This is a genomic window from Bacillus sp. FSL M8-0071, assembly GCF_037975455.1.
Taxonomy (GTDB): Bacteria; Bacillota; Bacilli; order Bacillales; family Bacillaceae; genus Bacillus; species Bacillus subtilis.
In genome coordinates this window covers 2,982,346-3,005,285 of sequence record NZ_CP150256.1, presented here as the reverse complement: position 1 = coordinate 3,005,285, position 22,940 = coordinate 2,982,346, and the positions used below count along the sequence as shown (strand labels likewise).

General features: G+C 43.0%; 23 protein-coding genes. 18 read left to right on the top strand and 5 right to left on the bottom strand.

From position 1 onward, the window contains the following. The first annotated feature begins 48 nt into the window (after positions 1 to 48). From metK to alaP, 3 genes are all read left to right on the top strand, one after another. Entirely contained in the window at positions 49 to 1,251 is a 1,203-nt protein-coding gene (gene metK / locus MKX71_RS15575) for a methionine adenosyltransferase (RefSeq protein WP_003229102.1), read from the top strand. A 149-nt stretch (positions 1,252 to 1,400) separates the two neighbouring features. After that, entirely contained in the window at positions 1,401 to 3,299 is a 1,899-nt protein-coding gene (asnB, locus tag MKX71_RS15570) for an asparagine synthase (glutamine-hydrolyzing) (RefSeq protein WP_004398625.1), read from the top strand. A 135-nt stretch (positions 3,300 to 3,434) separates the two neighbouring features. Further along, entirely contained in the window at positions 3,435 to 4,826 is a 1,392-nt protein-coding gene (alaP, locus tag MKX71_RS15565) for an alanine permease AlaP (protein ID WP_003229105.1), read from the top strand. Between the two features lie 245 nt (positions 4,827 to 5,071). Here alaP and MKX71_RS15560 read toward each other — a convergent pair whose 3' ends face one another. Then, a complete protein-coding gene (locus MKX71_RS15560) occupies positions 5,072 to 5,587 on the bottom strand; it encodes a gamma carbonic anhydrase family protein (protein WP_003229106.1) in 516 nt (171 codons plus the stop codon). A 48-nt stretch (positions 5,588 to 5,635) separates the two neighbouring features. Between MKX71_RS15560 and ytpA the strand changes: the two genes are divergently transcribed. Then, complete coding sequence (gene ytpA / locus MKX71_RS15555; RefSeq protein ID WP_003229109.1) at positions 5,636 to 6,415, top strand: phospholipase YtpA; 780 nt, start codon at positions 5,636 to 5,638, stop codon at positions 6,413 to 6,415. A 20-nt stretch (positions 6,416 to 6,435) separates the two neighbouring features. Then, complete coding sequence (gene tbcS / locus MKX71_RS15550) at positions 6,436 to 7,539, top strand: tetraprenyl-beta-curcumene synthase (RefSeq protein ID WP_021480355.1); 1,104 nt, start codon at positions 6,436 to 6,438, stop codon at positions 7,537 to 7,539. Here tbcS and MKX71_RS15545 read toward each other — a convergent pair. Together MKX71_RS15545 and MKX71_RS15540 are read right to left on the bottom strand one after the other, a co-directional pair. Further along, on the bottom strand, positions 7,529 to 8,113 hold the full coding sequence (locus tag MKX71_RS15545) for a class I SAM-dependent methyltransferase (RefSeq protein ID WP_014480625.1): 585 nt from the start codon (positions 8,111 to 8,113) through the stop codon (positions 7,529 to 7,531). The genes tbcS and MKX71_RS15545 overlap by 11 nt on opposite strands. After that, positions 8,110 to 9,078, bottom strand: coding sequence for a TIGR01212 family radical SAM protein (locus MKX71_RS15540; RefSeq protein WP_021480354.1), 969 nt, complete (start codon positions 9,076 to 9,078; stop codon positions 8,110 to 8,112). The genes MKX71_RS15545 and MKX71_RS15540 overlap by 4 nt, the downstream gene beginning before the upstream one ends. Before the next feature lie 161 nt (positions 9,079 to 9,239). On the opposite strand from MKX71_RS15540, the gene MKX71_RS15535 reads away from it, so the two are divergent. From MKX71_RS15535 to bceB, 12 genes are all read left to right on the top strand, one after another. Further along, positions 9,240 to 9,512 (top strand): YtzC family protein, encoded by a 273-nt coding sequence (locus MKX71_RS15535; RefSeq protein WP_003229117.1) that lies wholly within the window; start codon positions 9,240 to 9,242, stop codon positions 9,510 to 9,512. Positions 9,513 to 9,667: 155 nt separating this feature from the next. Then, on the top strand, positions 9,668 to 9,805 hold the full coding sequence (locus MKX71_RS15530) for a hypothetical protein (RefSeq protein WP_003229119.1): 138 nt from the start codon (positions 9,668 to 9,670) through the stop codon (positions 9,803 to 9,805). Positions 9,806 to 9,838: 33 nt separating this feature from the next. Beyond that, a complete protein-coding gene (ytrA, locus tag MKX71_RS15525) occupies positions 9,839 to 10,231 on the top strand; it encodes a GntR family transcriptional regulator YtrA (protein ID WP_003229121.1) in 393 nt (130 codons plus the stop codon). Next, positions 10,224 to 11,102, top strand: a complete 879-nt coding sequence (ytrB, locus tag MKX71_RS15520) for an ABC transporter ATP-binding protein YtrB (RefSeq protein WP_003229123.1) — start codon at positions 10,224 to 10,226, stop codon at positions 11,100 to 11,102. The genes ytrA and ytrB overlap by 8 nt, the downstream gene beginning before the upstream one ends. After that, positions 11,096 to 12,082, top strand: a complete 987-nt coding sequence (gene ytrC / locus MKX71_RS15515) for an ABC transporter permease YtrC (RefSeq protein ID WP_339231296.1) — start codon at positions 11,096 to 11,098, stop codon at positions 12,080 to 12,082. The genes ytrB and ytrC overlap by 7 nt, the downstream gene beginning before the upstream one ends. Positions 12,083 to 12,111: 29 nt before the next feature. Continuing rightward, positions 12,112 to 13,089, top strand: a complete 978-nt coding sequence (gene ytrD, locus MKX71_RS15510) for an ABC transporter permease YtrD (RefSeq protein ID WP_339231295.1) — start codon at positions 12,112 to 12,114, stop codon at positions 13,087 to 13,089. A 14-nt stretch (positions 13,090 to 13,103) separates the two neighbouring features. Continuing rightward, entirely contained in the window at positions 13,104 to 13,799 is a 696-nt protein-coding gene (ytrE, locus tag MKX71_RS15505) for an ABC transporter ATP-binding protein YtrE (protein ID WP_151262389.1), read from the top strand. Next, a complete protein-coding gene (gene ytrF, locus MKX71_RS15500) occupies positions 13,789 to 15,099 on the top strand; it encodes an ABC transporter permease YtrF (protein ID WP_029318285.1) in 1,311 nt (436 codons plus the stop codon). The genes ytrE and ytrF overlap by 11 nt, the downstream gene beginning before the upstream one ends. A gap of 96 nt (positions 15,100 to 15,195) precedes the next feature. Further along, a complete protein-coding gene (gene bceR / locus MKX71_RS15495; protein ID WP_029318284.1) occupies positions 15,196 to 15,891 on the top strand; it encodes a two-component response regulator BceR in 696 nt (231 codons plus the stop codon). Then, positions 15,884 to 16,888: a two-component sensor histidine kinase BceS gene (gene bceS, locus MKX71_RS15490; protein WP_024573099.1), complete on the top strand. Its 1,005-nt coding sequence runs from the start codon at positions 15,884 to 15,886 to the stop codon at positions 16,886 to 16,888. The genes bceR and bceS overlap by 8 nt, the downstream gene beginning before the upstream one ends. Positions 16,889 to 16,989: 101 nt before the next feature. Then, positions 16,990 to 17,751: a bacitracin ABC transporter ATP-binding protein BceA gene (gene bceA, locus MKX71_RS15485; protein ID WP_003229137.1), complete on the top strand. Its 762-nt coding sequence runs from the start codon at positions 16,990 to 16,992 to the stop codon at positions 17,749 to 17,751. Next, entirely contained in the window at positions 17,741 to 19,681 is a 1,941-nt protein-coding gene (bceB, locus tag MKX71_RS15480; RefSeq protein ID WP_339187633.1) for a bacitracin ABC transporter permease BceB, read from the top strand. Before bceA ends, bceB begins: the two co-directional genes overlap by 11 nt. 36 nt (positions 19,682 to 19,717) lie before the next feature. On the opposite strand, the gene MKX71_RS15475 is transcribed toward bceB, so the two are convergent. Further along, positions 19,718 to 20,464 (bottom strand): LMBR1 domain-containing protein, encoded by a 747-nt coding sequence (locus MKX71_RS15475; RefSeq protein ID WP_048655239.1) that lies wholly within the window; start codon positions 20,462 to 20,464, stop codon positions 19,718 to 19,720. A gap of 188 nt (positions 20,465 to 20,652) precedes the next feature. Here MKX71_RS15475 and MKX71_RS15470 point away from each other — a divergent pair, with 188 nt between their 5' ends. After that, the gene (locus MKX71_RS15470; protein WP_069322835.1) at positions 20,653 to 21,846 is read left to right on the top strand and encodes an MFS transporter; all 1,194 of its coding nucleotides are present in this window, start codon (positions 20,653 to 20,655) and stop codon (positions 21,844 to 21,846) included. A 236-nt stretch (positions 21,847 to 22,082) separates the two neighbouring features. On the opposite strand, the gene MKX71_RS15465 is transcribed toward MKX71_RS15470, so the two are convergent. Continuing rightward, complete coding sequence (locus tag MKX71_RS15465) at positions 22,083 to 22,868, bottom strand: blue-light photoreceptor (protein WP_003229169.1); 786 nt, start codon at positions 22,866 to 22,868, stop codon at positions 22,083 to 22,085. Positions 22,869 to 22,940 lie beyond the last annotated feature (72 nt).

Sequence of the window (22,940 nt, the reverse complement as noted above, 5' to 3'; positions counted from 1 at the left end):
CATATATACAAGGTCTTTCGGGAGGCCTTGTGCAGGAGGAAGCAAATCATGAGTAAAAATCGTCGTTTATTTACATCAGAATCTGTTACGGAGGGGCATCCGGATAAAATCTGTGACCAGATTTCTGACAGCATTTTAGATGAAATTTTAAAGAAAGACCCTAACGCGCGTGTTGCTTGTGAAACATCTGTGACAACAGGTTTGGTTCTTGTAAGCGGAGAGATCACAACTTCTACGTATGTTGACATTCCGAAAACGGTTCGCCAAACCATTAAAGAAATCGGATACACACGTGCAAAATACGGATTTGATGCGGAAACTTGTGCGGTTTTAACATCAATTGATGAGCAGTCTGCTGATATCGCGATGGGCGTAGACCAAGCGCTTGAAGCCCGTGAAGGCACAATGAGCGACGAAGAAATTGAAGCGATTGGTGCGGGTGACCAAGGATTAATGTTCGGTTATGCGTGCAACGAAACGAAAGAGCTTATGCCTCTTCCAATTTCACTTGCCCATAAATTAGCCCGCCGCCTAAGTGAAGTCCGTAAAGAAGATATTCTTCCGTACCTTCGCCCTGACGGCAAAACACAGGTAACGGTTGAGTACGATGAAAATAACAAACCAGTCCGCATTGACGCGATTGTTATTTCAACTCAGCATCATCCTGAAATTACACTTGAGCAAATTCAGCGCAACATTAAAGAACATGTAATCAATCCGGTTGTTCCTGAAGAGCTGATTGATGAAGAAACAAAATATTTCATCAACCCTACAGGACGTTTCGTAATCGGAGGCCCTCAAGGGGATGCGGGACTTACAGGACGCAAAATCATCGTTGATACGTACGGCGGCTATGCACGCCACGGCGGAGGCGCGTTCTCAGGTAAGGACGCGACGAAGGTAGACCGTTCTGCAGCTTATGCGGCAAGATACGTTGCGAAAAACATCGTTGCGGCTGAGCTTGCTGATTCTTGCGAAGTACAGCTTGCTTACGCGATCGGTGTTGCACAGCCTGTGTCAATCTCAATCAACACATTCGGTTCCGGAAAAGCTTCTGAGGAAAAACTGATTGAAGTTGTTCGCAATAACTTTGATTTACGACCTGCCGGCATTATCAAAATGCTTGATTTGCGCCGTCCGATCTACAAACAAACTGCTGCGTACGGCCACTTTGGACGTCACGATGTTGACCTTCCATGGGAGCGCACAGACAAAGCGGAGCAGCTGCGTAAAGAAGCGTTAGGAGAATAATTTTATAGCCGCTTACTGGTTAAGCGGCTTTCCCTTTTTTATCGTTGTATTCATGTTTATTTTTTTACATAACTGTGAAACCAAATACTATTCACAGCGTCTATAAATAGGGGTTCAATGATGACAATTTTAATTATGGAGGCAATACTATGTGTGGATTTGTCGGGGTTTTTAACAAGCATCCGTTAGCTCAAACCGCTGATCAAGAAGAACTAATCAAACAAATGAACCAAATGATCGTTCACCGCGGTCCTGACAGTGATGGATATTTCCATGATGAGCACGTCGGCTTCGGATTCAGACGGCTCAGCATTATTGATGTAGAAAATGGCGGACAGCCTTTATCATATGAAGATGAAACATATTGGATTATCTTTAACGGAGAAATCTATAACTATATTGAACTGAGAGAAGAGCTTGAAGCAAAGGGGTACACATTCAACACGGATTCGGACACAGAGGTTCTTCTTGCGACTTACCGTCACTATAAAGAAGAAGCGGCGTCCAAACTGCGCGGTATGTTTGCCTTTCTGATTTGGAATAAAAACGATCATGTGCTTTATGGGGCAAGAGATCCATTCGGCATTAAACCGTTGTACTACACAACGATCAATGATCAGGTTTATTTTGCCTCAGAGAGAAAAAGTTTAATGGTTGCTCAGAATGATATTGAAATAGATAAAGAGGCATTGCAGCAGTACATGTCTTTCCAATTTGTTCCTGAACCAAGCACGCTTGATGCCCATGTGAAAAAAGTAGAGCCGGGTTCACAATTCACAATCCGCCCGGACGGCGATATCACATTCAAAACGTATTTCAAAGCGAACTTCAAGCCGGTTCAGACTGAAGAAGACAAGCTTGTGAAAGAAGTCCGAGACGCGATCTATGACTCTGTAAACGTTCATATGAGAAGTGACGTTCCTGTCGGTTCGTTTCTGTCTGGCGGGATTGATTCTTCCTTTATTGTGTCTGTTGCGAAGGAATTTCATCCAAGCTTAAAAACATTCTCTGTCGGCTTTGAACAGCAGGGCTTCAGTGAGGTTGATGTAGCGAAAGAAACTGCAGCGGCGCTGGGCATCGAAAATATCAGCAAAGTCATTTCGCCTGAGGAATACATGAATGAGCTTCCGAAGATCGTATGGCATTTTGATGACCCGCTTGCTGATCCGGCAGCGATTCCGTTGTACTTTGTTGCAAAAGAAGCGAAAAAACATGTAACGGTTGCTTTATCAGGTGAAGGAGCGGATGAGCTCTTCGGCGGATATAACATTTACCGTGAACCGCTTTCGCTTAAACCGTTTGAACGGATTCCGTCCGGCTTGAAAAAGATGCTTCTGCACGTTGCTGCCGTTATGCCTGAAGGTATGAGAGGAAAGAGCCTGCTTGAGCGCGGCTGTACTCCGCTTCAGGATCGTTATATCGGTAACGCGAAAATCTTTGAAGAGTCTGTCAAAAAGCAGCTGTTGAAGCATTATAATCCGAACCTTTCATATCGCGATGTGACGAAGACTTACTTTACAGAAAGCAGCTCGTACAGCGATATCAACAAAATGCAGTATGTCGATATCCACACTTGGATGCGCGGCGACATTTTGTTAAAGGCGGATAAAATGACGATGGCGAATTCTTTGGAACTGCGTGTGCCGTTCTTGGATAAAGTCGTATTCGACGTCGCTTCAAAAATTCCTGATGAGCTGAAAACGAAGAACGGCACGACGAAGTATCTTCTTCGCAAAGCCGCTGAAGGAATTGTGCCTGAGCACGTATTAAACCGCAAAAAGCTTGGTTTCCCTGTACCGATCCGTCATTGGCTGAAAAACGAAATGAACGAATGGGTGCGGAATATTATTCAGGAAAGCCAAACGGATGCTTATATCCATAAGGATTATGTCCTTCAGCTTCTTGAAGACCATTGTGCGGACAAGGCTGATAACAGCCGTAAAATTTGGACTGTGCTAATCTTTATGATCTGGCACAGCATCAATATTGAAAAACGGTATATGCCTGAAGAGCTGAGCCATCAGCCTAAAGAAGTCATCTTTGTGTAACAGACAACAAGGCTTTCGAGTAGTCGAAAGCCTTGTTGTTATCCTTTTATTTCTCCATCATCATTGGTTTACCCAATTCATACGAAATATTCAGAAAAATGATTTAATGAATTTTTTTCTAGGGGAGAAGAAAGCATGCAAAAACAAAAACAAGAGCTGCACCGCGGACTCGAAGAAAGGCATATTTCTTTAATGTCTTTAGGAGCTGCAATAGGAGTAGGGTTGTTCCTCGGCTCCGCATCAGCTATTCAATTAGCAGGGCCTGGTATTTTGGTAGCGTATGCCGCAAGCGGCCTGGTCATGTTTTTTATTATGAGAGCGCTTGGGGAAATGGCCATTCAAAAACCGGTCGCAGGCTCCTTCAGCAGGTATGCGCGTGATTATTTGGGACCGCTTGCAGGCTATTTAACAGGGTGGAACTACTGGTTTTTATGGGTTGTCACCTGTATGGCCGAAATTACTGCTGTCGGCATCTATATGGGGTTCTGGTTTCCTGACGTGCCAAACTGGATTTGGGCATTATCGGCACTGGTCATTATGACGGGTGTTAATTTCCTGGCTGTCAAAGCTTACGGTGAGCTGGAATTTTGGTTCGCATTGATTAAAATTGTTGCGATCTTATCCATGATTGCTGTCGGTTTATTGATGATTATTGCAGGAGTCGGCAATGGGGGCATTGCAACTGGAATCAGCAATTTGTGGAACAACGGAGGATTTTTCCCTCATGGTTTAAAAGGGGTTCTATTGTCTCTTCAAATGGTCATGTTCGCCTATTTAGGGATTGAAATGATCGGGGTGACGGCTGGCGAAGTAAAAAACCCGCAAAAATCGTTAGCCAAAGCAATCGATACAGTATTTTGGCGGATTTTGATTTTTTATGTAGGCGCTTTATTTGTCATTATGTCTATTTATCCGTGGCAGGAAATTGGCTCTCAAGGAAGTCCATTTGTTCTCACATTTCAAAAAGTGGGCATTCCATCGGCCGCAGGTATCATTAACTTTGTCGTGTTGACAGCCGCGCTGTCTTCATGCAACAGCGGTATTTTCAGCACAGGGCGGATGCTGTTTAACTTGGCGGAACAGAAAGAGGCGCCACAAGCATATGGTCAGCTGACGAAAGGCGGCATCCCGGGTAAAGCTGTTCTGGCTTCAGCGGGCGCTTTATTAGTCGGAGTGCTGTTAAACTATGTTGTCCCTGCGAAGGTATTTACTTGGGTTACAAGTATTGCGACGTTCGGAGCGATTTGGACGTGGGCAATCATTTTGCTTTCTCAAATAAAATACAGGAAAAGTTTGAAGCCGGAAGAAAAGAAACAATTAAAGTACAAAATGCCTTTATTTCCGTTTACGTCTTATGTGTCATTGGCATTTCTAGCATTCGTCGTCATTCTTATGGCTTACAGCCCTGATACAAGAGTAGCCGTGATTATCGGGCCGATATGGTTTCTCATCTTGCTGGCTGTGTACTATGGAAAAGGGTTTCATAAAAAAAATGCAGCTGCTGCCAGCGAACGAAATATCAGCTGACAAAAAGAGCTCCCAGTGGGCTCTTTTTGTGTGTGCTCATAGAAAATAGAGAACAGGAAAGAATAGGTATGTGTTTTTGCAGAGGCTGTTTATAGTTTTGTGATAAGATAAAAGTCATACGTTTCATGCTATATGTGAACGTTTTATGGAAAAATCGAAACCCGAACTGTTATGACGTCCGGGTTAACGATGGTTATTGCTTTCAAATATAATTTGAAAAATGGTAAAGTAAGACGAAGCAGGTCTTATGTTTGTTGAAGAAATTTATAATATTGGCCCTTTTCTACATATTCTGACCGTATTCTTTGCATATCTTTTCGGTCTTCTTCCGTCAAAGGGCGGATGACTTTTGCAGGGCGGCCAAAGGCGAGATGGTCAGGCGGAATGATTTTTCCGGGCGGGACAAGACTGCCGGCACCAATAAAAGCGCCTTCGCCAATTTCGGCTCCGTCTAAAATGATTGAGCCCATCCCGATTAAGGCGTTCTTGCGGATAACAGCGCTATGAAGTGTAACCTGATGGCCTATCGTGGCGTCATCTTCAATGAGCAGCGTCTTGTTCGGGCTTTGATGGAGGCAGCTTAAATCTTGGATATTGACTCTGTTTCCGATTCTGGTCGGCGCAACATCTCCCCTTATGACAACAGAAAACCAAATGCTGGACTGTTCTCCGATCACGACATCACCGGTAATTGTTGCATTATCAGCTATAAAGGCTGTTGGGTGGATATCTGGCTTGTGTTCCTTATAAGGGTAGATCATAAGATTCATCCTTCTTTCTCTATTTAAATTTCGTATGAGGTGAAGAACATGTGGACCTGGAAAGCAGACAGACCTGTTGCAGTGATTGTAATCATTCACGGGGCAAGTGAATATCACGGACGATATAAATGGCTGATTGAAATGTGGCGGTCTTCGGGTTATCACGTTGTCATGGGCGATTTGCCTGGACAGGGAACAACGACAAGAGCGAGAGGGCATATTCGCTCGTTTCAAGAATACATTGATGAAGTAGATGCTTGGATAGATAAAGCGCGAACTTTTGATCTGCCGGTTTTTCTTCTAGGTCACAGCATGGGCGGTCTGGTCGCGATTGAATGGATTAAACAGCAAAGAAATCCCAAGATTACGGGAATTATTTTATCATCACCGTGTCTCGGACTGCAAATTAAAGTGAATAAAGCGCTTGATCTTGCATCAAAAGGCCTGAATGTCATCGCTCCGTCACTTAAGGTTGATTCGGGATTATCAATTGATATGGCGACGCGCAATGAGGACGTCATTGAGGCTGACCAAAATGATTCGTTATACGTCAGGAAAGTTTCTGTCAGATGGTACAGAGAGCTTTTAAAGACAATTGAATCGGCAATGGTGCCGACAGAGGCATTTTTGAAAGTTCCGCTTCTTGTGATGCAAGCCGGTGATGACAAGCTTGTTGACAAAACGATGGTCATCAAGTGGTTTAATGGTGTTGCTTCTCATAATAAAGCATACAGAGAGTGGGAAGGGCTTTACCATGAGATCTTCAATGAACCCGAGAGAGAAGATGTTTTTAAAGCAGCAAGAGCGTTTACTGATCAATATATTTGAACTAGTAGGGGGTGCATGTGTTGACAGTACCGGAACATCCTTTTGGATTGATGGCAAAGGTATATCGAGATATTTTTCCGCTCGTTCATCAAGAGCTGGACATATGGAAGCAAAAATCAGAATCGATTCATAACAGTGAATTGAAAGCACAGGCAACCGCAAGTATTCGGGACAAAACGTTTCACTGTGAAGGCGGCGGCATACTGGCCTTATTGTCAGGCAGCCAAAAACAGAAATGTGTCGAGTTTATCATCGCGTATCAAACGATTAGTGATTATTTGGACAATCTGTGTGACCGCAGCACCTCGCTGGACCCGCAGGATTTTCGGATGCTCCATGCCTCAATGCAGGATGCACTGACAGTTGGGGCGGAACTGCAAAACTATTATCAATTCAGGGAAGAACAGGATGACAGCGGATATCTGCACGAACTGGTCAAAACGTGCCAGCGTGTCCTTGGTTCCATTGAGCACTATGACATGATTAAACCTTATCTGCTTGAACTGTGCGGCTATTATTGCGATTTGCAGGTGCATAAGCACGTTATTGAGCATGAGCGTGTTCCGCGGCTTGAAAAGTGGTTTACTCAATATGAATCAGAGCTGCCTGAGATGGAATGGTATGAATTTTCAGCCTGTGCAGGCTCAACGTTAGGCATTTTCTGTCTGGTTGCGTATTCGTTCCAGCCTGATTTCACAGAAAGCACCGCTAAAAAAATCCGCGACAGTTATTTTCCTTACATACAGGGTCTTCATATTCTTCTTGATTATTTGATTGATCAAGAGGAGGACTTGCTGGAAGGAGACTTGAATTTCTGCTCGTATTATCAGTCTCATGAAGAGATGATGAATCGGCTTGAACACTTTATCTATAAAGCCGACGAGCATTTACAAGGCATTCCGCATGAAAACTTCCATCGTTTAATCAATCGCGGCTTGCTTGGCGTTTATTTGTCGGATGATAAAGTGGCGGGCCAAAAGGAAATGGGCCGGCTCGCAAGGAAGCTGATCAAAGCCAGCGGAAAAACTTCCTTTTTCTTTTATATCAACGGCAGAGCCTACCGGAAATTTCAAAAAATATCCTGGATGAAAAACTCAAAGAAAAAAGCTCAAATCATTTGCTGATCTGAGCTTTTTTTTCGATTGCGACAATAAATGGCGGGTCATTTTGCTGATTGATAAACCCGTAAGTTAATACACGGGCTGATTGCTGGTCCAAGTCCCGGCAAAACTCGAGCACGTCGTTTTTTTCAGCTTTGCCTTCCGGGTGGCCATGATAGACGACGAGAACAATCAGACCTTCGTCTTTCATGATGCTGAGAAGCTGTTCAATTGCTTTGATCGTAGAACTGCCGTTTGTCGTAATTGATTTGTCCCCGCCCGGCAAATAGCCGAGGTTAAATACCGCGGCCGCCACTTTGCCATGTGTTTCAGGCGGGAGGGATTCAGCGATTTTGTCATGGCTTTTGTGAAATAACGTTGTTCGCGCTTGATACATGTCACCAAGCCGTTCCTTTGTATTGGCCACGGCTGATTCTTGGATGTCGAATGCGTACACATGGCCGTTTTCACCGACAAGCTCCGCTAAAAACTGTGTATCATGTCCGTTGCCCATTGTCGCATCTACGACAATATCTCCTTCTCCCGCGGCCATTTTCAGCAGTTCTTTACTGTAGGGAAGAATTTTCTTCAAAATCATAGCGCTGATTCCTCCTCAAGCCGCTGAAAGAACTTTCCTTGATAGCTGCCTCGGTTTTCGAGCTCTTTATTAATGGCGCCAAGTACTTCCCATTTGTTGACGCTCCACATTGGCCCGATCATCAACTCAATCGGTCCGTCACCTGTAATGCGGTGGACGATCATTTCAGGCGGAATGATCTCAAGCTGATCGCAGACGAGCTGCACATAATCATCTTGAGAAAGAAATTCCAGCTTTCCTTTTTCATATTGCTTGACCATCGGCGTGCCTTTCAGTAGGTGAAGCAGATGGATTTTAATGCCCTGGACATCCAAATCTGCGACGGCCTTTGCCGTTTCCATCATCATGTCCCGGTCTTCCAAAGGCAGCCCGTTGATAATATGCGAGCAGACACGTATGCCGTGTTTTCTTAATTTATTGACGCCTTCCACATAGCAGTTAAAATCATGTGCACGGTTGATCAGAAGTGCAGTCCGTTCATGAACTGTTTGAAGCCCAAGCTCCACCCACAAATACGTACGTTCATTCAGCTCTGCCAAGTAATCAACGACATCATCAGGCAGACAGTCCGGGCGTGTGGCGATCGAAATGCCGACCACATCATCTAAGGAGAGGACGGATTCGAATTTCTCACGAAGCACCTCAACCGGGGCGTGAGTGTTTGTGAAAGCCTGAAAATAAGCGATGTACTTGCCATCCTTCCATTTTTCGTGCATGCGGTTTTTGATGTCATGGAATTGCGTAATTAAATCATCGGCCCGGTTCCCGGCAAAATCGCCGGAGCCTGCTGCGCTGCAAAAAGTACAGCCTCCGTGGGCTACGGTGCCGTCCCGATTCGGACAGTCAAAACCGCCGTCAAGCGCTACTTTAAACACCTTATGGCCGAAATGTTCTCTGAGATGATAATTCAATGTATGATAGCGTTTTTCCGTATTTGAATAAGGAAAAGGATTGTTCTGCATCACAATTCATGTGCCTCCTTGCGTACGATTGCATCCTAAAATTGTAGCACGCATTTCACAAGAGAACAAATGAATATCGACCATAAATTACTTTATTGAATAAAGTCAGATGAGGCTACAATATGAATGATGGATGATTTCCATTACCAAGAGGAGGGGTTACTGTGGCAACAAGACAATCAGTAGATGAACATCTCCAGCAATGTATGCAGGCCTATGATTATGCTGAAGAACAGCTGAAAATCGCTTCTAAACAAGAGCATTATAACGATCAAGAATATAGTGATGCACAAATGCAGCTAGAAGATGCGGTAAATGCCTTGAATAAACTATGGCTGTCGTCAAATGATCAGCAGAGAGAACAGCTGTACAGAATGAGACTTCAGCTTCAATCTTTGCAAAATAATATGATCCTGCAGCACCCTCTTGATGTGTAGGAAAACGGACCCTTTTAAAAGGGTCCGTTTTTTTTGTAAAAAAAGGATTGACTTTGTGAGTCAAAGTATTTATTGTATTAAGTGTACTAATTGAAGTAATACACTATAGACACTAATATAAAATCATTTATATATTGACATTAAGGGAGGCAGTTATGAAACATAAAAAACGAAACAAACGTAACGTGCCAATGCTGATTGCGGCATCTGTGATCGCTTGTTCTTTTTTTCTTGTTCTTGTGATGATCGGTTTTGAATGGCAAAAAAGTATAATTGATCATTTTTATCTATAAAAGGTTCAGATCGTATAGAAAGTAGGGAAGTAAATGATTCAAATCGATCCAAGAAGCTCAACACCCATTTACGAACAAATTATTCAGCAAATGAAAGAGCTTTGTTTGAAAGGGATCATGAAGCCTGGTGATAAGCTTCCTTCTGTCAGAGAATTGGCAACGATCATTATTGCGAATCCGAACACTGTCAGCAAAGCGTATAAAGAACTTGAGCGAGAGGGGATTATTGAAACGCTGCGGGGCAGAGGGACCTATATATCGGAGAATGCAAAAACGACACTGGTTGAAGGGAAGATGACGATGATTAAAGAGCAACTCAAACAGCTCATCATCGATGCACACTATGCAGGGGTTGAGCTGGAAAAACTGCACGAATGGATAAAGGAAATCAGCGCTGATGTGAAGGGAGGCAAAAAAAATGATTGAACTACGGCAGCTGTCAAAAGCGATTGACGGCAATCAAGTATTAAAAGATGTTTCATTAACAATCGAAAAAGGAGAAATCTTTGGATTGCTTGGACGCAACGGATCAGGGAAAACGACGATGCTTCGCTTAATCCAGCAAATCATTTTCGCTGACAGCGGAACGATTTTATTTGACGGCGTAGAAATCAAAAAGCACCCGAAGGTCAAACAAAATATCATCTACATGCCTGTTCAAAATCCTTTTTACGACAAGTATACATACAAGCAGCTTGTTGATATCCTGAGAAGAATATATCCGAAATTTGATGTCACGTACGCGAATGAACTGATGAACAGATACGAAATTCCAGAAACGAAAAAATACCGTGAGCTGTCGACAGGCTTGAAAAAACAGCTGTCGCTCGTTCTGTCGTTTGCGGCGAGACCGGCGCTGATCCTCCTTGATGAGCCGACGGATGGTATTGATGCGGTAACTAGACATGATGTGCTGCAGCTGATGGTCGATGAAGTGGCAGAGCGTGATACGAGTATCCTGATTACGTCCCACCGGCTTGAAGACATAGAGCGGATGTGCAACCGAATTGGCTTTCTTGAAGATAACAGGCTGACCAACGTCATGGATCTTGATGAATTAAAAGAAGAATACATCAAAATACAAATGGCGTTTGACACAGATGTCAATCTGGCCATCAGAGAGCAAAACATTCCGATGCTCGATCAGGCCGGCGTGTTTTACACAGTGCTGATACCGAAAAGCGATGAGGAGAAAAAGAGCTTTTTGAGAGAGCTGAAGCCAAAAGTATGGAATGAGCTTCCTGTCAACCTGGAAGAAGTGTTCATTGCGAAGTTTGGAGGGAAGCGGAGATGGTAGACCGAGGTCTCCTCTATCGAGAGTGGAAACAGAATCAAGTGGTGATTTTGCTAAGTATTGCGTTTTTAGTGCTGGCAAATCCGCTTTCTATCATTAATACGTATTTGTCTTATCAAGGGTGTCTGGCTCATCAAGACCCGCAATATTGTGAATTTATTGTGAATTATCATAGGAGCAATCTAATAGATATCAACTGGGTGCCGGGGGTCATTTTGGCGGTCTGCTTCCTCGGAATGGAACGTTCGAAAGGCACGATGGATTTTATATTAAGCCTCCCATATAACAGAAGCCAAATTTTTCAGACGAAATTTTGGTTAGGCGGTTTTGTGATTGTGCTGTCGCAATTAATTGGCTTTTTATTTGCGTGGCTGCTGATTCTTGTCTATAACCCTGAACACGTCTACTTTTTTGAGCACAGCAGCGTTGGAGTAATTGTGATTAGTTTTATGGCTTATTGTTTGTTGATGGCTGCTGGTGCATTAACGGGGAATGTTTTTGCCCAGTTATTAACGGCATTTGCTGCTGCGGTATTGCCGTATTTAATTGTTGCATTGCCGGTTGGAAACTTTGAAGTTGTTTTTGGTGTGAATATATGGGAAATGTTCCCTTCCCCGGAGGTGTATTTCTCTCTGACGAGCAATTTATTATATCTTGTGCCCATTGGTTATGTTGCAAGTGACTGGCTTATCGATAGTAAATATATTTTAATGATTCCAGCTGCCATGAGCATTCTGTTTTACTTGATTGGTTTGATAAGCTTCAAAAAGCTTCCAAGTGAACGAAACGGACACTTTTTCTTATGGAACAGATTAGACCGTCCGGTGCAAATTCTGGTTATGGCTTTTGGTATTCTTGGATTTGGTTTGTTTGGATACTATACCGGACATTCCATTATTGGTTATATTTTGGGTATGATCATTGGGGCAGTGGCTGGATTCTTTGTGAGCTACTTCTCTATATATAAGAAAACAAAAGTGTAAGAAATGCCTTAGGTTTGGAGGGAAGTGAGTTGCCGGATTCCGGACTGCTTTACAAAGAGTGGCGGCAGAATAAAGTCGCCTTAGTTATCACCATTTTGGCTTTTATATTTGGTAATCCATTATCAATTTTAAATATGTATCTCATCTATCAAGGCTGTGTCACTGGAAAAGAAAATTGGGTCGGCCCCTGCGTATTCAGCGTTGATTATTTAAACAGCTCATTTATCTCATTGTTTTGGATTTGGGGAGTCGTTTTGGCGGTCAGCCAGCTTGGGATTGAACGAAGCAAGGGCTTTTTTGATTTTACATTAAGCCTTCCTTATACACGAGGGCAGATATTTAACGCGAAGTTCTTTACCGGCGGAATGGTGATTGTGGTGCCGCAGCTCATAGGTTATGTTTTGTCTGTTTTGCTGATCATGCTTTTGAAGCCAGATCAGGCCGTTTATTTTCACAATTACAGCCTTGGAATGATCATTGTCAGCATGCTGGCTTATTCGCTTGTTATGGCCGGAGGAGCTTTGACAGGCAATAGTTTCTCACAGCTTCTAGTCTCATTTACCGTGGCCATTTCGCCATTTTTGCTCATCAGCCTGCCTGCGATCAACCTCGAGATCCTTTTTGGCGGATCAATAGATTTTATCCATGGTCCAGTACCTAAATGGGTGCAGTATTTCATTCCGATAATTTATGTAGACTCGAAATGGGCTGAGAATTCACCATATTATTTAGTCATTCCGGCTATCATGACTATCATTTTTTTCATCATCGGCTATATTAGCTTTGTTAAAATGTCTAATGAAAGAAACGGATATTTCTTCTTATGGAAGCCGCTTAACCGCCCGGTGCAGATCATCGTTATTATCATAGGAATCATGGGCTTCGGCTATTTTGGATTTACTGCAAGCGAGAGCTTTGCCGGTTATCTCATTGGCATGGCTGCAGGTGCGGTAATCGGTTTCTTGATTAGTTATTTTGCGATTTATAAAAAAACGAAACTTTTGTAAGGGAGAGAGAACTTATGATAGATGTTCAGCATATCGACCATTCTTTCAAGATCGGAAAAAAGGGCCGTGAGAATGAAGTTCCAGTATTGAAGGATGTTTCATTGAGCGTGGCGAAAGGTGAGATCGCCTGTATTGTCGGGCGAAGCGGCTCAGGGAAATCAACGCTTTTGAATTTGATTTCCGGCTACATATCGCCGACAAAAGGGCGGATTGTCATTAATGGCACTGATGTTACGGGGTTTAATGAAAAGGAATGGGCGCAATTTCGGCTTGACCATTTCGGGTTTATTTTTCAAAGCTTTCAGCTCATTCCGGGCTTAACGACGTATGAGAATGTGGAAATGCCGCTGGCGTTAAAAGGAATCAAGCCATCTGAGCGGAAGCAAAAGGTGCAGGACATGCTGAAACGCGTCGGTCTGGAAAACCACGCCGCTCATTATCCGAATGAACTGTCAGGCGGCCAGCAGCAGCGTGTCAGTATTGCTCGAGCATTGATTTTAAATCCTTCGATTATCTTAGCGGATGAGCCGACGGGAAGCCTTGATTCAGAAACGGAACATGAAGTGCTGGAATTGATCCAGCAGCTGAATCGTGAGCGTGGCATTACATTTGTGATCATTACTCACGATGATGAAGTCGCTTCTATCGGACATTCAAAATTTCAGCTTCATGATGGTGTGCTAAAAGGAGGAATTACCGTTGAGGTTTAAGGATCAGGTTCATTTTATCAGAAGAAATATGAAGAAAAACAGGCTTCGCGTCTTTATGACGATTCTGGCGACAACAATGGCGTGTGCGTTTTTGGTTGTGTTGTCGTCCGTTGGATTTGGGATTCAAAAGACGATTACAGATATGACAATGAGCCAGCAGATTGTAACGAAAGTCAGCGTAATGGGCAAGGAAGGAGACAAGCCGATTAAAAAAGCTGATTTAGAGAAGTATGATCACGTAAGGTCAGTTGTAGAAAGAACGCAAGTGTATGAACCAAACAAAGCTACTTTAGGCAATCGTACAAATGAAAGCTCAAATCTCATTTTTACTAATATGAATGATGAATTAAAGGCCAATATGGAATTGGAAAAGGGAAGAGTCGCAAAGTCGGAAAATGAAATCGTAGTAGGATACGACTTCGCAAAGAGATTATTAACGAAAAAAGAATCGGAAGAATATAACAAAAAAATCGAGGAAGCAAAAGGAAATCCAGAAGATATAAAAGAACCAAAGGGCTATACGAAAGATATTCTAAATAAAACAATTGAACTAAGTGTATCGAAGACAGATTCTAAAACAGGGGATGTTACAAAAACAAAAACATATGACTTTAAAATTGTCGGTATTACAAAAAAACCATCTCAAGACTGGATGGAGGACTCAAATATTTTTATCAGTGATCAATTCAAAAAAGATTTTTCGGAATTTTTAGATTTCAAAGGCGGAAATGTTGAAACGAACATTGGTGTTTTTGCTGATAAGTTTGAGAATGTGGAACAGCTGACAAATGATCTAACAGATGACGGGTACTATGTCACATCAGTGACTACCGAACTTGAGGGAGCCAATACCTTCTTCATGGTCTTCAAAATCGGACTGATCTTTGTCGGATGTATCGCAGTTATCATTTCAGCGATCGGCATTTTTAACACGATGACGATGGCGGTGACAGAGAGAACGCAAGAGATCGGCATTATGAAAGCGATTGGGGCGAGCCCGTCAATCATTCGCCGAATGTTCTTGATGGAAAGCGCGTATATCGGAATTTTAGGCTGTGTGATTGGGATTATCATTTCTTACGGCGTGAGCTACCTTGTCAACCTGGCCGTTCCGATGATTCTTGCGGCCACAAGCGGAAGTGATGCGGGCGACTTGAATTACACATTCTCCTACATCCCGGCGAGTCTTGTGATCATTGCCGTTGTGATTTGCGGAGGGGTCGCAGTCATTTCCGGAATGAACCCGGCGAGAAAAGCAACAAAAACCAACGTGCTGACAGCCTTGAGAAGAGAACTATAATGTGAACGAGCCGGCTGAGACAGCCGGCTTTTTCTATAGCACATGCTGGCGTTTTGCTATACACTTGATAAAAAAGGAAAAAGTGCGGTGAGTCGATTGTTTAAACTTTTGCTGATTGAAGATGATGAATCGCTGTTTCATGAAATCAAGGATCGTTTAACGGGATGGTCCTATGATGTATACGGCATTCAGGATTTCAGTCAGGTGCTGCAGGAATTTGCGGCGGTTAATCCTGATTGTGTCATTATTGATGTACAGCTGCCTAAATTTGACGGCTTTCATTGGTGCCGGCTGATCCGCTCCCGGTCAAATGTTCCGATTCTCTTTTTATCCTCCCGGGATCATCCTGCTGATATGGTGATGTCCATGCAGCTCGGGGCAGATGACTTTATTCAAAAGCCATTTCATTTTGATGTACTGATCGCGAAAATCCAAGCGATGTTCCGGCGTGTGCACCATTATAATATGGAGCCGAGTACGATTAAAACGTGGTGCGGCGCTGCTGTAGACGCGGAGCAGAACCTCGTCAGCAATGACAAAGGATCTGTTGAACTGACCAAAAATGAAATGTTCATTCTAAAACAATTAATAGAGCAAAAAAACAAGATCGTCAGCCGGGAAGAGCTGATCAGAAGCTTGTGGAACGATGAGCGTTTTGTTAGTGATAATACGCTGACCGTCAATGTCAATCGCCTGCGAAAAAAACTGGACGCCCTGCAGCTTGGCGCATATATCGAGACAAAGGTGGGCCAGGGCTACATCGCGAAGGAAGAGGACAAGTTTTATGATTAAAGCATTCCTTATCGAAAGGCGGAGCTGGATTGCCGCGTTTTTGTTTCAGCAGGCTTTGATGCTGTTCATTGCTTTTGTCGATCCTTCCATATCATTTGGGAATGTACTTTATATGGTGTATTTGTGCATCTTGTTTTTTATCATATTCCTTTGGTTCCGCTATCGGAAAGAAACAGCGTTTTATAAAAGCTTGAAAACATGGGAGAACAATCTCGATGTGACAGCCATAAATGAACCGGAAACGCCGTTTGAAGCAATGGTTGAAAGAAGCATTGCCGGGCAAACAGAACACTTGAAGCAGACCGCAGCACGGCATCGCTTAGCATTGGAAAATGAAAAAGATGAGCTGATGGCATGGATACATGAGGTCAAAACCCCATTAACAGCGATGCATTTAATCATTGATAGAATGGAAGAAAAAGCACTGAAATCCCAGCTGTCATATGAATGGCTGCGTATTCACCTGCTTCTTGATCAGCAGCTTCATCAAAAACGCATTTCATTTATTGAAAACGACCTGTCAGTAGAATTCATTCAGCTTCAGCCTTTGATTTTTAAAGAAATCAAAGATTTACAATCGTGGTGTATCCAAAAAGGGATCGGTTTTGACATACAGCTCGATGCCAAAGAAGTGCTGAGCGATGCAAAATGGCTGGCGTTTATCATCAGGCAGCTGCTGACAAACGCGGTGAAATACAGCGAAGCCTCTGAAATCGAGATCAAAAGCTTTCAAAAAGGGGAACAGACGCAGCTCCAAGTGAAGGACTGTGGCAGGGGCATTGATCCAAAAGATGTACCGCGTATTTTTGATAAAGGGTTTACATCCACAACGGATCACCATGATCAAGCATCAACTGGCATGGGGCTGTACTTGGCAAAAAAAGCAGCGGCGCCGTTATTGATCCATATTGATGTTGAGTCGGAGTTTGGTGCGGGAACAGTTTTTACATTAACCTTTCCAATACGGAATCAATTTGAACATGTCATAAGCGTGTGACGAAAATGTCACATGCTTTTCTTTTTTGTTCGCCGTATCGAAGGAAAAGCCCGGCATTCCTTTTTATAATGAGATTATCCAATATAAAGGAGACTGCGTAAATGGTGATTTTAGAAGCGAATAAAATTCGAAAAAGTTATGGAAACAAGCTGAATAAACAGGAAGTGCTGAAGGGCATCGATATTCACATTGAAAAGGGCGAATTCGTCAGTATTATGGGTGCTTCCGGGTCGGGAAAAACCACTTTGCTCAACGTTCTGTCCTCAATCGATCAGGTCAGTCACGGAACCATTCATATTAATGGAAATGACATGACGGCTATGAAGGAAAAGCAGCTGGCTGAATTTAGAAAACAGCATTTAGGTTTTATCTTTCAGGATTACAATTTGTTAGACACATTGACAGTGAAAGAGAATATCCTTCTGCCTTTATCGATCACGAAACTATCAAAAAAGGAAGCCAATCGCAAGTTTGAGGAAGTTGCCAAGGAACTGGGAATATATGAATTGCGGGATAAATACCCGAATGAAATTTCCGGCGGCCAGAAGCAGAGAACATCCGCTGGAAGAGCGTTTATTCATGACCCGAGCATTATTTTCGCTGATGAACCGACCGGCGCGCTCGATTCGAAATCGGCCTCCGATCTATTAAATAAGCTGAGCCAGCTCAATCAAAAACGCAACGCGACGATTATTATGGTTACCCATGATCCCGTCGCTGCCAGCTACTGCGGCAGAGTCATTTTTATTAAGGACGGGCAAATGTATACACAGCTGAATAAAGGGGGCCAGGACAGGCAAACGTTTTTCCAGGATATTATGAAAACGCAAGGCGTGTTAGGCGGGGTGCAGCATGAACATTAATCAGCTCATCCTGCGAAATTTGAAAAAGAATCTTCGTAATTACTATCTGTATGTGTTTGCGCTCATCTTTAGCGTGGCGCTTTATTTCGCCTTTGTCACGCTGCAGTATGACCCAGCAATTAACGAAGTGAAGGCTTCGATCAAGGGAGCCGCGGCTATTAAAACCGCTTCGATTTTGCTTGTGGCTGTTGTGGCGATCTTCATTTTATATGCCAATACGATTTTTATTAAGAGACGGAGTAAAGAAATCGGGCTGTTTCAATTGATTGGAATGACGAAGCATAAAATTTTTCGCATCTTAAGTGCAGAAAATGTCATGCTGTATTTCGGTTCATTAGCGATCGGGGTAGCGGCCGGGTTTTCGATATCGAAGCTTGTCTTGATGATTCTGTTCAAAATTGTCGATGTCAAAGCGGATGCGAAACTGCATTTTTCTGAGCAGGCCTTGGTCCAAACGGTCATTGTGTTCTGCGGCATTTACCTTTTGATCATGATCATGAATTATACGTTTATCAAAAAACAGAGTATTTTATCTTTGTTTAAAGTAACGTCCTCCACTGAAGACAAAGTGAAGAAAATATCATTTTTCCAAATGCTGATCGGCGCTTTAGGCATCGTGTTGATTTTGACAGGATACTATGTGTCTTCTGAGCTGTTTGGCGGAAAATTTAAGACCATTAATGAACTGTTTGTTGCGATGAGCTTCATTCTGGGGAGCGTCATTATCGGGACGTTTTTGTTTTATAAAGGATCAGTTACGTTTATCTCGAATATCATTCGAAAAAGCAAGGGCGGTTACTTAAATATTTCTGAGGTTCTGTCACTGTCATCGATCATGTTCAGAATGAAATCGAACGCATTGCTGCTGACGATTATTACAACCGTTTCAGCGCTCGCCATCGGGCTGTTATCTCTTGCTTACATCTCGTATTACTCGTCGGAAAAGACCGCTGAACAAAATGTAGCGGCTGATTTTTCATTCATGAATGAGAAAGATGCCAAGTTATTTGAAAACAATTTGAGTGAAAGCAACATCTCGTTTGTAAAAAAAGCAACACCTGTCCTGCAAGCAAATGTTGACATTGCAAATATCATGGATGGAACTCCGAAAGAGATGCAGGGCGATCCCGGCAATATGCAGCTTGCTGTTGTTAGCGACAAAGATGTAAAAGGAGTCGATGTGGCGGCTGGAGAAGCCGTTTTCTCAGGATACACCGACTTGCTGCAAAAAATAATGGTTTTCAAGGACTCTGGTGTTATTAAAGTAAAAAGCAAGCATGAGGCGCAGCCATTAAAATATAAAGGATTAAGAGAAGAGTTTCTTGTATCCTACACGTTTACAAGCGGGGGCATGCCCGCTGTCATTGTGGATGACAGCCTGTTTAAACAGCTGGACAAGGATAAAGACCCCCGCATTCAGCTGGCGCAATCTACATTTATCGGCATCAATGTGAAACATGAAGATCAAATGGAAAAAGCAAATGAGCTTTTTCAACAGGTGAACAAGAAAAACGAGCATTTATCAAGACTGGATACAAGCGCTGCGCAAAAATCACTGTTTGGTATGGTGATGTTCATCGTCGGCTTCTTAGGGTTAACGTTCCTGATTACATCAGGTTGTATCCTTTATTTTAAACAAATGGGAGAAAGTGAAGATGAAAAACCGAGCTATACGATTTTAAGAAAACTCGGTTTTACGCAGGGCGACCTGATAAAGGGGATACGCATCAAACAAATGTACAACTTCGGCATTCCGCTCGTTGTCGGCCTCTTCCACAGTTACTTTGCCGTCCAATCCGGCTGGTTCTTATTCGGATCAGAGGTATGGGCGCCTATGATTATGGTGATGGTGTTATATACTGCGCTCTACTCCATTTTTGGTTTTCTGTCAGTTCTTTATTATAAGAAGGTCATTAAATCGTCGTTGTGAAACAGAAAAAGCTCCAGACATTCTGGAGCTTTTTGTTTATCGTTTTGGCGCCCGATAACCGGCGGCTTCAGCTTCTTCAACTGAGCAAAACATTTCAGCCGGATCGGTTGTCCGGTCGTAGTATGTACTGCCTGGCGTGTGGTAGATGCCGTTTTTGCTTCCTTTGATATTACAGCCTTCTGCTTTGTCAGCTGTTTTGGTTTCATCACTTTTACTCGTATTGTTTGAAGAACTTCCAGTGTCTTCATGAGAACTGGCAGTTTGGCTTTCCGTCTCTTTTAATTGATTTTCAAGCTTTGTTTTATCTTGTCGGAGTGTTTCATTTTCAGCCTTTGCCGTTTTTGCATCTTCTTTGAGCTGCTTTTGATTTTCTTGAAGCTCTTTAATCTCAGCTTTTAATGATTTCTGAGTCTTTTTTAGATCGCTATTTTCGTTTTTAAGCTTTTCAAGCTTGTCTTGATCTTCTTTGTTGTCTTTTAATTTCTTTGCTTCGGAGCTGACAGATTTATATTCTTTCTCAAGTTCTTCATGCTCTTTTGTGAGGTTTTTATATTCGGCGTTTAGCGCTGAATATTTTTTCTCGGCATTTGCTGCGGAAGTGTCAGGTTCTGCCAATGCTGCCCCGGTAAAGAGCAGCACAAGGCCTCCAATGAAAAGCGGCCAAAAAAGTCTCTTGGAGAAACGTTTTTCCTTTTTCAGTACATATCTGACAAGGTGATATAATCCATAGCCCAGTGCAATGAGACATGCCAGAAAACCTAAGAATGCTAATACCATTTCCATAATATGACCCCTTTTTCTATTTATTTTACATTTTTCAAACAATATTTGTTAGATTTTTTCACGCTCATCAGTTGAAAAATGTGAGAGAGACAGATAGAATGAATGTGCTATGATAACTGGATTCGTACGGAGCCGTTTTAGGTTTCGTTTTTTTCATGAGCTTTTTTAGGTAAGAAAGGGGGATGAGTATGCCGCGTGCTCTTAAAATTTTAGTCATTGGAATGTTTATCAATGTGACGGGTGCTTCTTTTTTATGGCCGCTGAATACGATTTATATCCATAATCATTTAGGAAAGTCGTTAACAGTAGCCGGACTTGTCCTGATGCTGAATTCCGGCGCCAGTGTGGCTGGTAATTTATGCGGAGGTTTTTTGTTTGATAAAATCGGCGGTTTTAAATCGATTATGCTTGGGATAGCCATTACGTTAGCAAGCCTGATGGGTCTTGTCTTTTTTCATGATTGGCCAGCCTATATTGTGCTGCTGACGATTGTGGGCTTTGGCTCCGGTGTTGTTTTTCCGGCCAGCTACGCAATGGCGGGATCGGTATGGCCTGAAGGGGGAAGGAAGGCATTTAATGCGATATATGTCGCGCAAAACGCGGGCGTGGCCGTCGGTTCAGCGCTTGGCGGTATCGTGGCATCTTTCTCGTTTTCATATGTATTTTTGGCAAATGCCGCGCTGTATCTGGTCTTTTTCTTTATTGTATATTTCGGATTTCGAAATATTCAGACGGGAGATGCGTCCCAAACGTCTGTGCTTGATTATGATGCTGTGAACAGCAAAGCAAAATTTGCCGCACTGATCATTTTAAGCGGAGGCTATGTACTCGGATGGCTGGCTTATTCTCAGTGGTCAACCACAATTGCTTCGTACACACAAAGCATTGGAATATCTCTTTCCTTATACAGCGTGCTGTGGACGGTTAACGGAATTCTCATTGTGCTCGGCCAGCCGCTCGTCAGTTTTGTGGTGAAAAAATGGGCCGAGTCGCTAAAAGCGCAAATGGTCATCGGCTTTATCATTTTTATTGTGTCTTTCAGCATGCTGCTGACTGCAAAGCAATTTCCGATGTTTCTCGCTGCGATGGTAATCCTGACTATCGGAGAAATGCTTGTTTGGCCTGCTGTGCCGACTATTGCCAATCAGCTTGCCCCTAAAGGGAAAGAAGGCTTTTATCAAGGCTTTGTCAACAGTGCGGCGACAGGCGGCAGAATGATTGGTCCCCTGTTCGGAGGAGTGCTTGTCGATCATTACGGCATTAGGGCTCTTGTTTTATCTCTGTTGGTATTGCTGCTGATCAGTATTGCCACAACGCTTCTATATGACAAACGGCTAAAATCAGCTAAAGAAACAAATAAGCAGGCATCAATCTCTTCATAATAAAAGATCCCGCTGGGTGAGCGGGATCTTTCAGCGTGTCGACAAACCCTCGCATTCGTTGTCAGGCCTGCGCTTCGGTGCTCACGAATTAGAACATTCGCTCCGCTCCTATGCTCGTCCTTCCTAGACTTCAAGGGTTTTCAATCACGCTGAAAAGATGACAAAATCCTAAAATGAAAACCATTTTAGGATTTTGTCAACAATCTGAAAGATCCCGCCGGATGAGCGGGATCTTTTTACATAATCGGAAGCACTTTAACAGCATCCTTTACATTTGAATATGTTTTCAGCGACGAAAAATTGGCATCCAGTTTATTCATTTTCATGGCCAATTCAGGCTTAATGCCGGTAATGATTAACTCAGTTCCGGTCAATTTCAGCAAATGGCTCAGCTTGAAAATTTGGTCGGCCGTTTGTTCGTTCACTTGGGCCAATCCGGATAAATCAATGATCAAATAATCATCTTTGGATGTTGATAAGATATTCGTCAATGTGCAAACGATGGAATTAAATCGCTCCTCTGTCAGGTTTCCGACTAGCGGAAGAGCCGAAATGCCATTGCGAATCGGGACAATAGGAGTTGAAAGTGCAGTAATTTCCGTGAGGGAATCCTCGAGAAGCTTTTCATACTCTTTTTGCTTGGTGATGTCTTTCTGAATTCCGACAAAATACGTTTTATCCTCTATTTCCATTGGATCAATATTTAATTCATTCCAGAACATCGTTCCGTCTTTTTTGTAGTTTTGAATCTGAACGGTGACCGGTTCTTTATTTTGTAAAGCGGTTCTGATGTTGTCCACTTCTGCAGGATCTGTGTGTTTCCCCTGTAAGAAGCGGCAGTTCTTTCCTAAAATTTCCTCGGTCTCGTAGCCGGTCATTTGAACAAAGCCTTGATTTACGTAGATAATAGGATTATCTTCAAGTGCGGGATCTGTAATTACCACACCGACTCGCACGTGATCAAGCGCTTTTTTGATGACTTCCAGCTGTCCTGGTATCCCAAATGATTGAAAACTAGCCATATAAATCCCCCTTAGGCCGTCAGCTTGCTATGCGAAAGCCTGATATTCCCCTTTTTAAAATGAATTCTACAG

Bases quoted from the DNA above. Each gene is read 5' to 3' on its own strand.
- ytrA (WP_003229121.1), top strand. From the start codon at position 9,839: ATGATTCAAATCGATCCAAGAAGCTCAACACCCATTTACGAACAAATT.
- ytrB (WP_003229123.1), top strand. From the start codon at position 10,224: ATGATTGAACTACGGCAGCTGTCAAAAGCGATTGACGGCAATCAAGTA.
- ytrC (WP_339231296.1), top strand. From the start codon at position 11,096: ATGGTAGACCGAGGTCTCCTCTATCGAGAGTGGAAACAGAATCAAGTG.
- ytpA (WP_003229109.1), top strand. From the start codon at position 5,636: ATGTGGACCTGGAAAGCAGACAGACCTGTTGCAGTGATTGTAATCATT.
- asnB (WP_004398625.1), top strand. From the start codon at position 1,401: ATGTGTGGATTTGTCGGGGTTTTTAACAAGCATCCGTTAGCTCAAACC.
- MKX71_RS15470 (WP_069322835.1), top strand. From the start codon at position 20,653: ATGCCGCGTGCTCTTAAAATTTTAGTCATTGGAATGTTTATCAATGTG.
- ytrE (WP_151262389.1), top strand. From the start codon at position 13,104: ATGATAGATGTTCAGCATATCGACCATTCTTTCAAGATCGGAAAAAAG.
- alaP (WP_003229105.1), top strand. From the start codon at position 3,435: ATGCAAAAACAAAAACAAGAGCTGCACCGCGGACTCGAAGAAAGGCAT.
- MKX71_RS15475 (WP_048655239.1), bottom strand. From the start codon at position 20,464: ATGGAAATGGTATTAGCATTCTTAGGTTTTCTGGCATGTCTCATTGCA.
- bceB (WP_339187633.1), top strand. From the start codon at position 17,741: ATGAACATTAATCAGCTCATCCTGCGAAATTTGAAAAAGAATCTTCGT.
- MKX71_RS15530 (WP_003229119.1), top strand. From the start codon at position 9,668: ATGAAACATAAAAAACGAAACAAACGTAACGTGCCAATGCTGATTGCG.
- bceS (WP_024573099.1), top strand. From the start codon at position 15,884: ATGATTAAAGCATTCCTTATCGAAAGGCGGAGCTGGATTGCCGCGTTT.
- MKX71_RS15545 (WP_014480625.1), bottom strand. From the start codon at position 8,113: ATGATTTTGAAGAAAATTCTTCCCTACAGTAAAGAACTGCTGAAAATG.
- metK (WP_003229102.1), top strand. From the start codon at position 49: ATGAGTAAAAATCGTCGTTTATTTACATCAGAATCTGTTACGGAGGGG.
- MKX71_RS15465 (WP_003229169.1), bottom strand. From the start codon at position 22,868: ATGGCTAGTTTTCAATCATTTGGGATACCAGGACAGCTGGAAGTCATC.
- bceA (WP_003229137.1), top strand. From the start codon at position 16,990: ATGGTGATTTTAGAAGCGAATAAAATTCGAAAAAGTTATGGAAACAAG.
- MKX71_RS15560 (WP_003229106.1), bottom strand. From the start codon at position 5,587: ATGATCTACCCTTATAAGGAACACAAGCCAGATATCCACCCAACAGCC.